The 9,864-nt window shown below is 70.0% G+C and carries 7 protein-coding genes and 1 pseudogene; 6 read left to right on the top strand and 2 right to left on the bottom strand.

Features of this window, described 5'->3' with window-relative positions; all coding sequences use genetic code 11:
* Positions 1 to 1,172, bottom strand: a 1,172-nt coding sequence (locus VFY73_RS14605; protein ID WP_329719949.1) for a S8 family serine peptidase, incomplete at its 3' end; no start/stop codon positions are given.
* 236 nt (positions 1,173 to 1,408) lie between these two features.
* Here VFY73_RS14605 and VFY73_RS14600 point away from each other — a divergent pair.
* Entirely contained in the window at positions 1,409 to 1,819 is a 411-nt protein-coding gene (locus VFY73_RS14600; RefSeq protein ID WP_329719947.1) for a hypothetical protein, read from the top strand.
* A 65-nt stretch (positions 1,820 to 1,884) separates the two neighbouring features.
* Here the strand turns inward: VFY73_RS14600 and VFY73_RS14595 are convergent, their stop codons facing one another.
* The gene (locus VFY73_RS14595) at positions 1,885 to 4,938 is read right to left on the bottom strand and encodes an Rne/Rng family ribonuclease (RefSeq protein WP_329719945.1); all 3,054 of its coding nucleotides are present in this window, start codon (positions 4,936 to 4,938) and stop codon (positions 1,885 to 1,887) included.
* Positions 4,939 to 5,705: 767 nt separating this feature from the next.
* Between VFY73_RS14595 and VFY73_RS14590 the strand changes: the two genes are divergently transcribed.
* The 5 genes and pseudogenes from VFY73_RS14590 to VFY73_RS14570 form a co-directional block, all read left to right on the top strand.
* A complete protein-coding gene (locus tag VFY73_RS14590) occupies positions 5,706 to 6,695 on the top strand; it encodes an RluA family pseudouridine synthase (RefSeq protein ID WP_329719943.1) in 990 nt (329 codons plus the stop codon).
* Positions 6,692 to 7,354, top strand: a complete 663-nt coding sequence (locus tag VFY73_RS14585; protein ID WP_329719941.1) for an HAD-IA family hydrolase — start codon at positions 6,692 to 6,694, stop codon at positions 7,352 to 7,354. The genes VFY73_RS14590 and VFY73_RS14585 overlap by 4 nt, the downstream gene beginning before the upstream one ends.
* Positions 7,347 to 7,727: a Rieske (2Fe-2S) protein gene (locus VFY73_RS14580; protein ID WP_329719939.1), complete on the top strand. Its 381-nt coding sequence runs from the start codon at positions 7,347 to 7,349 to the stop codon at positions 7,725 to 7,727. The genes VFY73_RS14585 and VFY73_RS14580 overlap by 8 nt, the downstream gene beginning before the upstream one ends.
* A 47-nt stretch (positions 7,728 to 7,774) precedes the next feature.
* Complete coding sequence (locus VFY73_RS14575) at positions 7,775 to 8,839, top strand: S49 family peptidase (RefSeq protein ID WP_329719937.1); 1,065 nt, start codon at positions 7,775 to 7,777, stop codon at positions 8,837 to 8,839.
* A 42-nt stretch (positions 8,840 to 8,881) separates the two neighbouring features.
* Positions 8,882 to 9,864 (top strand): annotated as a pseudogene (locus VFY73_RS14570) (hypothetical protein); the annotation flags it as partial.

Below are 9,864 nucleotides of genomic sequence, written 5' to 3'. Positions count from 1 at the left end.
GCGCCCACCGTGGTCACCCACGGGCTGGTGTGCGCCACCGTGGACTCCCCGGGCCCACCGTTGCCGGCGGACGTGGCGACGAACACGCCCGCCGCGGTGGCGTTGAGGAAGGCGAGCCGGACCGCGGCGGACTCGGCGCCTGCCGGCCCGGACACCGCGTAGCTGATCACGTCGACGCCGTCGGCGACGGCCTGGTCGATCGCGGCCACCGAGTCGCCGGACCAGCAATTGGTCTGGAACGCGCCGGTGCCGGCGTTGAACCAGGCCCAGCAGACCTTGTATGCGGCCAGCCGGGCACGCGGGGCGACGCCGGAGATCGGGCCGACGTTCTGGGTGTGCGAGACCGCATCCGCATTGGCGTTGCCGCCGGCCGTCGATGCGGTATGGCTGCCATGGCCGCCGACGTCGCGCGGCGCGCCGGGGAAGTCGAACCAGGCGACCGGCAGCCCGGTGGATTTGAAGACTTCGTCGAAGGCGCGGGCGCCGATGACCTTGTTGTTGCAGTGCTTGGCCGGGTCGAAACCGGGTGCCGCGACGCAGCTGCCGGCCCAGCCTGCGGGCGGCGGACCGTAGGCCAGCGTGCCGCCGGACTTGACCGGCTTGCCATTGGCATCGACCTGGTCGTAGAAGGAAGAGTTTTCGGGTTGGAAGCCGCCATCGACGATGCCGATGACCACGTCTTCGCCCTTGACGAGCGTGCCCTTGCGGTCTTGCGACCAGACGCCGCCGGGCTGGTCCAGCCCGAGGAAGTGCGGCGTGTAGTTGGTGTTCAGCTCACGCGGCGTGTCCAGCGTGACCGCCAGCACGCCGGGGGTCAGCGCCAGTTGGCGTGCCTGCTTGTCGCTCAGCAGTGCCGAGAAGCCGTTGAAGCTGTAGTGGTAGCGGTGCAGCAGCCTGACGGGCCCGTTGACCTTGGCCAGTGCGGCGCGTTGCTGCTTGTCCAGGTGGGCCACGTAGGCCTGTACCTGCGGTGAGTGGGCACGCAGGCGCTGGCCCTCGGCGACCTGCGTCGCGGCCAGCCCGGGCACGCCGCCGCGGTAGGACGCGGCCGGCGCATCCGCCAGCTGAACGATGTACGGGCGGGCTGCGGCGCCGGCGGCGTGCGCCACGCCGGCCGCCATCGCCAGGCCACAGGCCAGGGCGATCGGACCTCTTGTGAAGGGTGAAGCCATGTCGATTCCTCGTCGGTTGGAGAGAAAAGCAAAGGCCCGCGGGCAGGGCCCTGCCGGGTCGGCAGGGTCTTGCGGGTCACGGCTGGAGCGCGGACCTGGCGCGGCACCCTCGCAGGCGTCAGGCCAGTGCGGGGCAGTCTAGGCAGCGCGTTTTTCAGGCCCTACCGTGGGAACCCGTGGAAACTGGCCCGGTCAGACGCGGTGCCACACTTCCCCCCTAATTCAAAGGAGAGCGCATGAAGAAGATTCCGTGGCGCAGGCCCGGCCTGCTGGCCGCCTGCGTGATGGGCGTGCTGCAGGTGGCTTGCGCGGCGCCGCCAGCCAAGGCACCACCGGCCGACACCCATGCGCTGTCGCGCCAGATCCGCGAGGAAATCGGCACGGCGGCCTGCACCGCCAACGACCAATGCCGCTCGTTGGCGATCGGCCACAAGGCCTGTGGTGGCCCGGAGACCTACGTCGTCTGGTCCACCGCGGCCAGCGACGGCAAGAAGCTGCGTGCGCTGGCCGATGCCTACACGCAGGCGCGCAAGCAAGAGTCCGAGCAGTCGGGTCGGGTGTCGGACTGCTCGTTGGTCACCGATCCCGGCGCGCGCTGCGAAGCCGGGCGTTGCGTGCCGGCAGGGCGCTCGCCGGCGGTGATGTAGCGCCGCAGCCGTCGGCCAAGAAAAAACGCCACCCGAGGGTGGCGTTTTTCATGGAGCTTGCCCGGTCAGCTGGATTGGCCGCCGCGCGGGTCGAACGGCAACGTCAGCTGGCTCAGGTCCTTGCGGGTCTCGACCAGCACCAACGGGCCCTCGTCGACCACCACGACAGGCGGCCTTTCGCGCGGCACGTGCACCGGTTGTGGTTCCGCGGCCATCGCGTCCTGCGCGGCGCGGATCTTGTCGGCGTCGGAGTTGACCCAGGTCAGCCCGGCGGTGTCGGCAATGCGCTGCAGCTCGTCCATGGCCAGCACATAGGGTTCGACGCGGACCGGGGCCGGGGCCGGCGCTGGTGCGGGGGCCGGCGGCGGCGGCGGTGCCACGACGGGCACGCTGACCGCCTGCTCGGTGATCGCGGTCGCCACCCGTGCGGCCTCGATCGGGTCTGCGGTCAGCTCGGCGCCCTGGTTCGCCGGTTCCGTACGCTCGCTGCGTTCACCACGCTCGCCGCGGTCCCCACGCTCGCCGCGTTCACGACGCTGGCGAGGTTCACGCGGTTCACGGCGTTCGCCTTCGGCGGCTTCCGCCACGGGCACGGCAGCGGGTGATTCTTCGCCGACTTCGGCAACGGTTCCGCCTTCGGCGCCCTGGACATCGGCGTCACCTTCGCCACGCTGGCCATCGCGGGCTTCGTCGCGGCCACCCCGGCCACGGCGGCGGCGGCGGCGGCGGCCTTCGCCCTCGCCACGTTCACCCTCCGGCGCGGCGCCCCCTTCGGCCACCACGCCTTCGGCGGTGCGTTCGATCACCTCGGCTTCGGACGGCTGCTCACGCTCGAGATCCCGTTCGCGCTCGGGCCGCGGTGGCCGCTGCTTGGTCGCCTCCTCGGCGCTGCGCGTCGCGGGCAGCGGCTGGGTGGCTTCGAAACGATCGGTCTCGACGTTGACGGGCGCCGGAGCGGCGGCACCGCCGCGGCGGTTGTCGCGACGGTCACCACGGTCACGGCCTTCGGTGCGGCCTTCGGCACCACGACCTTCACCGCGGCCTGCCGCCTCGCGACGGCCTTCCTGGCGGCCTTCTTGACGGTCCGGGCGGCCCTCTTGGCGACCCTCGGGACGCCCTTCCTGACGGTCCTGACGCGCGCCTTGACGGTTGCCGTCGGCCGGCTTGGCGCCGCGCTCACCGCGCTCGCCGCCGCGTTCGTTGCGTTCACCGCGGCGGCCATCGCGGCCACCTCCCTTGCGATCCCCACGGCCGCCTTCGCGACCCCCTTCGCGGCCTTCTTGACGACCGCCTTCACGGCCACCCGTGCGCTGGCCCGGCTGGGCCGCCGGCGGGGCAGCCGGCGCCGGCGTGGCCGGGGTCTCGGCGATGCCGAACAGCTTCTTCAGCCAACCGAGGAAGCCACCGCCAGCCGGCGCGGAGGCCGGGGTGCGGGCCCATTGCGGGTCGGCAGCCGGTTGCGGTGCAGGGGCGGCTGCAGCCACGGGCACCGGGGCCGGCGGCGGTGCCACCGGGGCCGGCTGGTCGGGCAGCACGCCCTTGATCACCGGCTCCTGCTTGGGCTTGGCCTTTTCGCGGCGCGAGATCGAGACCTCGTCGTCCGGCTCCTCGATCATCGTGTAGCTGGCCTGCAGGTTCTCCAGGCGCGGGTCGTCGTGGCGCAGGCGTTCGAGCTTGTAGTTCGGCGTGTCCAGGTGCTTGTTCGGCACCAGCAGCACGGTGGTGCGCTGCCGCAACTCGATCTTGGTGATCTCGGTGCGCTTCTCGTTCAGCAGGAACGAGGTCACCTCCACCGGCACCTGCACATGCACGGCGGCGGTGTTTTCCTTCATCGACTCTTCCTGGATGATGCGCAGGATCTGCAGCGCGGAAGACTCGGTGTCGCGGATGTGGCCGGTGCCGTTGCAGCGCGGGCAGGTGATGTGGCTGCCTTCGCTCAGGGCCGGACGCAGGCGCTGGCGGCTCAGCTCCAGCAGGCCGAACTTGGAGATCGAGCTGAACTGCACGCGGGCCCGGTCCTGGCGCAGCGCGTCGCGCAGGCGCTGTTCGACCTCGCGGCGGTTCTTCGACTCTTCCATGTCGATGAAGTCGACGACGATCAGGCCACCCAGGTCGCGCAGGCGGCACTGGCGGGCGATTTCGTCGGCGGCTTCGAGGTTGGTGCGGGTGGCCGTTTCCTCGATGTCGCCACCGCGGGTGGCGCGGGCCGAGTTGACGTCGACCGCGACCAGCGCTTCGGTGTGGTCGATCACGATCGCGCCGCCAGAAGGCAGGTTCACCGTGCGGCTGAAGGCGGTCTCGATCTGGTGCTCGATCTGGAACCGGCTGAACAGCGGCGCATCGTCGCGATAACGCTTCACGCGATTGGCCGTTTCCGGCATCACGTGGTTCATGAACTGGTGGGCCTGCTCGAAGATGTCGTCGGTATCGATCAGGATCTCGCCGACATCAGCGGTGAAGTAGTCGCGGATCGCACGGATCACCAGCGACGATTCCTGGTAGATCAGGAACGCACCCTTGCCGCCCTTGGACGCGCCGTCGATCGCGTCCCACAGCTTGAGCATGTAGTTCAGGTCCCACTGCAGCTCGGCGGCCGAGCGCCCGATGCCGGCGGTGCGGGCGATCAGGCTCATGCCTTTGGGGTACTCGAGCTGGTCGAGGTTTTCCTTCAGCTCTTCGCGGTCTTCGCCCTCGATCCGGCGGCTGACGCCACCGCCACGCGGGTTGTTGGGCATCAGCACCAGGTAGCGGCCGGCCAGCGAGATGAAAGTGGTCAGCGCGGCGCCCTTGTTGCCGCGTTCTTCTTTCTCGACCTGGACCAGCAGTTCCTGGCCGTTGGAAATGACGTCCTGGATCTTGGCGTCACGGACGCCCACGCCTTCCTTGAAATAGGTGCGCGAGATTTCCTTGAACGGCAGGAAGCCGTGGCGGTCTTCGCCATAGTCGACGAAACAGGCTTCGAGCGAAGGCTCGACGCGGGTCACGACCGCTTTGTAGATGTTGCCCTTGCGCTGCTCGCGGCCTTCGATTTCGGTCTCGAAATCGAGCAGCTTCTGCCCGTCGACGATCGCGAGGCGCCGCTCTTCCGGCTGGGTCGCGTTGATCAACATACGTTTCATGTGCACTCCTCGTCACGCCCCCACCCCGTGCGGGGCAGGCGCGAGCCTGTGAGGCGACAGCCCGCCTGCTTCGAGCAGGCGAACGCGCGCCTCGACCGATGCACGAAAAACAAGAACGGCGGCCGGAAGAAGGAATCGCCCTGGACTGCTTCGACCCGCTGTTGGCAGGTTCAGCGAGGCAGCGTTGGCGCGTGCGGCGGCACAGCAGCGGCGTTGGCGCAAGCCCAGCCCGAACCCCACCCGGCAGCCAATGCCGGACGCAGGCCCGCCACGATCCTGGGCCACACCGGCAGCAAGACGCCGGGGCCGAGGGTCAGCAGACCAGGGGGGAGGGGGAAGCTCATGCGCGAACGGCGCTTTTTGTTGTCGTCGCTGGCGTCGAGGCGTTCGAGCGGGTTGCGCCGATCGCCTCGTGCCAAAAACCTTGGTGGATCCCCGCAAGATCGCGGGGCGGCACATCCGAATGTTTCTCTGCCACGCTCGGCGCCACGACCGACGGCCACTTTGGAGCCCGCCATCCCACAGCGCGGTGAACGTGTTGCATCACCTTTGAAAATCACGGGCGTAATCACCGCCCGCAGCCACCTCAGACCCGCTGTGCCCGGGTAAACTCTTGAAAATCAAGCACTTACGGCTCTATCGTGGCGCAGACCATTATAAAGGCGAAAAGCCGCGCGCCGGCGGGCCGTGTCACGCGGCCGTCATCGACGACCCACGCCGCCCCACCCAGGGCCCCGATCCCGGCGCTCAAGCCGGCGCCTAAAACGGTGACGGCCGCGCCGGAAGTCCGGCGGCTGACGGTGGACGAAGGCTCGGCCGGCCAGCGGCTGGACAACTTCCTGCTGCGCGAACTCAAGGGCGTGCCCAAGACCCACGTCTACCGCATCATCCGCTCGGGCGAGGTGCGGGTGAACAAGGGTCGCGTGTCGGCCGACACCCGGCTCGCACTGGGCGACGAGGTGCGCGTGCCGCCGGTACGCGTCGCCACGCCGGATGCGGGCGCGGCCACAGAGACCGTGCCGCCGCGCGAATTCCCGGTGCTGCTGGAAGACGAGCACCTGCTGGTGATCGACAAGCCCGCCGGCGTGGCGGTGCATGGCGGCAGCGGCGTCAGCTTCGGCGTGATCGAGCAGCTGCGCCGCGCCCGGCCCGAGGCCAAGTTCCTCGAACTGGTGCACCGGCTCGACAAGGAGACCTCCGGCCTGCTGCTGCTGGCCAAGAAGCGCAGTGCGCTGACGGCGCTGCAAGACCAGTTCCGCCAGCGCGAGACCGGCAAGACCTATGCCGCGCTGGTCAGCGGCACCTGGCCGGCCAACAAGAAGGTCATCGACGTCGCGCTGCACAAGTATTTGAATGCCGACGGCGAACGCCGCGTGCGCGCGGTGGCGGCCGACCATGGCGAGGGCCAGCGCTCGATCTCGCTGGTGCGTGTGGTCGGCACCTATCCCGACACGGCGCCGGGTTTCACGCTGCTGGACGTGACGATCAAGACCGGCCGCACGCACCAGATCCGTGTCCACCTGGCCAATGAAGGCCATCCGATCGTCGGTGACGACAAGTACGGTGAATTCGCGCTGAACAAGGCCCTGGCCGCCGGCCGGCTGGTGAGCGGCTGCCGCTTCGACCGCATGTTCCTGCACGCGCGCCGCCTGGCCTTCGACCACCCGGCCAGCGGGGAGCGCATCGAGCTCCAGGCACCGCTGCCGCCCGAATGCGAGACACTGCTCGCGAGCCTTGCCTGCCAGAACAATTCATGACCCGCACCCGCCGTTTCGACCTGATCGCCTTCGACTGGGATGGCACCCTGTTCGACTCCACCGCGCTGATCGTGCGCAGCATCCAGAACGCCTGTCGTGACATTCAGGTCGCGGTGCCGGACGACCAGCGCGCCGCCTACGTGATCGGCCTGGGCCTGCGCGATGCGCTGGAATATGCCGTGCCCGGCCTGCCGCCGGAGCGCTACCCCGAGCTGGGCGCACGCTACCGCCATCACTACCTCGCCAGCCAGCATGAACTGAGCTTGTTCACCGGCACGCTGCAAATGTTGCGAGCACTGAAGGAGCGCCAGCACTTCCTTGCCGTGGCCACCGGCAAGAACCGCCGGGGGCTCGACGACGTGCTGGGCCTGACCGAGCTGCGGGGCCTGTTCGACGGCAGCCGCACCGCCGACGAGACCTTCTCGAAGCCGCACCCGCGCATGCTGCAGGAGCTGATGGCCGAGTTCGGTGTCGATCCGACCCGCACGCTGATGATCGGCGACACCACGCACGACCTTCAGATGGCGGTCAACGCCGGCACGCCTTCGGTCGGTGTCAGTTTCGGCGCGCACGACCACGAGTCTTTCGTGCCCCTGTCGCCGCTGTTCATCGCGCACTCGACCCGCGAGTTGCACGATTGGCTGCTGAACCATGGCTGACCAACCGGCCGAGCAGCATGTCTGCGCCAGCGCCGATCTCGAAGAGCGCGGCAAGGCGGTGGTGTTCGACGTGATGCTGTGGCGCGAACCGGCACGGGCCTTTGCGCTGCGCTTCGACGGACGCGTGGTCGCCTACCTGAACCGCTGTGCCCATGTGCCGACCGAGCTGGACTGGCAGCCCGGCGAGTTCCTCGACCTGGACAAGCGCTGGATCATCTGTTCGATCCATGGCGCGACCTACGAACCGTCCGACGGCTATTGCATTGCCGGCCCGTGCCGCGGCGAGCACCTGATGGCGCTCGATGTCGTGGAGCGCGACGGGCAGGTGTATTGGTATCCTAGCCCCGACATCCAGCCGGTCATGTTCGACTGACAAGACCCGCGCCCGACCCCTTCCAACCGCCTGCCACCGAGCTATCGATGAGCCTTCCTGACGATCCCGCGCAGACGCCTGCGCCGCCCCCCGCGCCCGAGTCGGCTGCCCCCGCGCCGGCCGTCGTCGCGCCGCCACCGCCGGCCCCCGCACCAGCGCCCGTTCCCGAGGCACCGGCGTCTCAGCTGGCGGGCATGGAGGTCCTGCTGCGTCAGGTCTCGGCCGAGCTGCTGCGTGATCGCCGCAGCGCCCGGCGCTGGAATCTGGCGCTGCGCCTGGGCTGGTTCGGCCTGGTGCTGGCCATCGTCTGGGGCCTGTCGACCCAGCGCAGCGGCCATCCGAATGCGCCGACCGGCCCGCACACCGCGCTGGTCGAGGTGCGGGGCGAGATCGCGGTCGACGCCGAGGCGAACGCCGAGCAGCTCGTGTCGTCGATCCGCACGGCCTTTGAAGACGAAGGCGCCAAGGCGGTCGTGCTGCGCATCAACTCGCCCGGCGGCAGCCCGGTGCAGGCCGGCATCATCTACGACGAGATCCGCCGCCTGAAGGTCAAGCACAAGAAGAAGGTCCTCGCGGTGGTCGAAGAGACCTGTGCCTCCGGGGCCTACTACATCGCGGTGGCGGCCGACGAGATCTATGTCGACAAGGCCAGCCTGGTCGGCTCGATCGGCGTGCTGATGGACGGTTTCGGCTTCACCGGCCTGATGGACAAGCTCGGCGTCGAGCGCCGCCTGGTGACGGCGGGCTCGAACAAGGGCATGCTCGATCCGTTCTCGCCGGTCGACCCGAAGCAGACGGCCTACGCCAAGGCGATGCTCGACCAGATCCACCAGCAGTTCATCAAGGTCGTGCGTGAGGGGCGCGGCGACAGGCTGAAAGAGACCTCGGACACCTTCTCGGGCCTGTTCTGGAACGGCGAAGAGGCCGTCAAGCTGGGCCTGGCCGACCATTTCGGCAACCTCGACTACGTGGCGCGCGAGGTGATCGGCTACGAAGACGTGGTCGACTACACGCCGCAGGAAAACGTGGCCGAGCGCCTGGCCAAGCGCTTCGGTGCCTCGATCGGCGAAGGGGCGGTGCGCACACTGCGCAACGTCGCCCCGCTGCGCTGAACCCGCGGGACCGGACAGCCCAGGGCCGGCCCCGCCGCTTCGATGGTCGACCTGACGCTGCCAGATGCTTCGCCGCCCCAGGACCTGGGTGATGCCAGCGGACGCCTGGTGGCCCGGGTGCAGGCCTGGCAGCAGCGCCATCCGCTGGCCCGTCGGCTGTCGGCGGCCGATATCACCGGGTTGGGCGTCATCGCGCTGCCGTTCGGTTCGGCCGAGCCGGGTGGCTCGCCGCAGCCGCTGTTCCACCAGCCCAGCCTCCTGCCGGGCCTGTCGCACCGCACGCTGGTCGACTTTGCGCTGCGCCATGCGGTCAGCTATCGGCCCGGCCCGGCCGATTGGCCGCAGCGTGACGTCGACCGGTCAGACGCCTCGGCCGAGCCGGCGCCCGAAACCCGTTACCTGCTGACCGCGGCGGTCACCGAGCCGGTGGCACCGGGGGCCCAACCGCGCCGCTTGTTGATCGCGCCCGAAGGTTCGGCGATCTGGGGGCCGCGTCCCTTGAGCCGTGCCAGGGTGACGGCAGCGCTCGTCGGGCTGGCGCTGGCGCTGGGGGCGGCGGGATGGGGGTTGCGTGCCAAGTGGTCGGGGCGCGCGCCGGTGCCGGCCGCGTCGACGCCGGCGTCAGCGATCGCCGTGGCCCCTTCCGCCCCTTCTGCCCGTTCGGCCGCGGTGGCCTCGGAGGCGACTGCGGCGACTGCGGCGTCGATCCCGGCGTCGGCGACCACGCCGGCCCGTCCGGTGCCGCCGGCCGCGGCTTCCGCGCCGCGCGCGGCGTCCTCGCCGGCCGCGCCGTCCGTCGTGCGGGGGGCGTCGGCGGTGGTGGCGATGCCCGCCGCATCGGTGGCCAAGGCAGCGGCCTCGGCAGCCCTGGCGGTGCCGGCACCGAGCCAATCCGGCCCGCCGTCGGCGGCAGTCGTGCCGGCGCCAGGTCCGGTGCCGCCGCCCAAGCTGTTGCCGATGCCGACACTGCGCGGCGGCGCGTCTGCGTCCGCCGCTGCGCCGGCGCCTGCCCCGGCCGCCAGCGT

Source organism: Ideonella sp. (assembly GCF_036277275.1).
Lineage (GTDB): Bacteria > Pseudomonadota > Gammaproteobacteria > Burkholderiales > Burkholderiaceae_C > Ideonella.
Note: the sequence above shows the minus strand (reverse complement) of the source record. Positions and strands in the feature narration are given on the sequence as shown.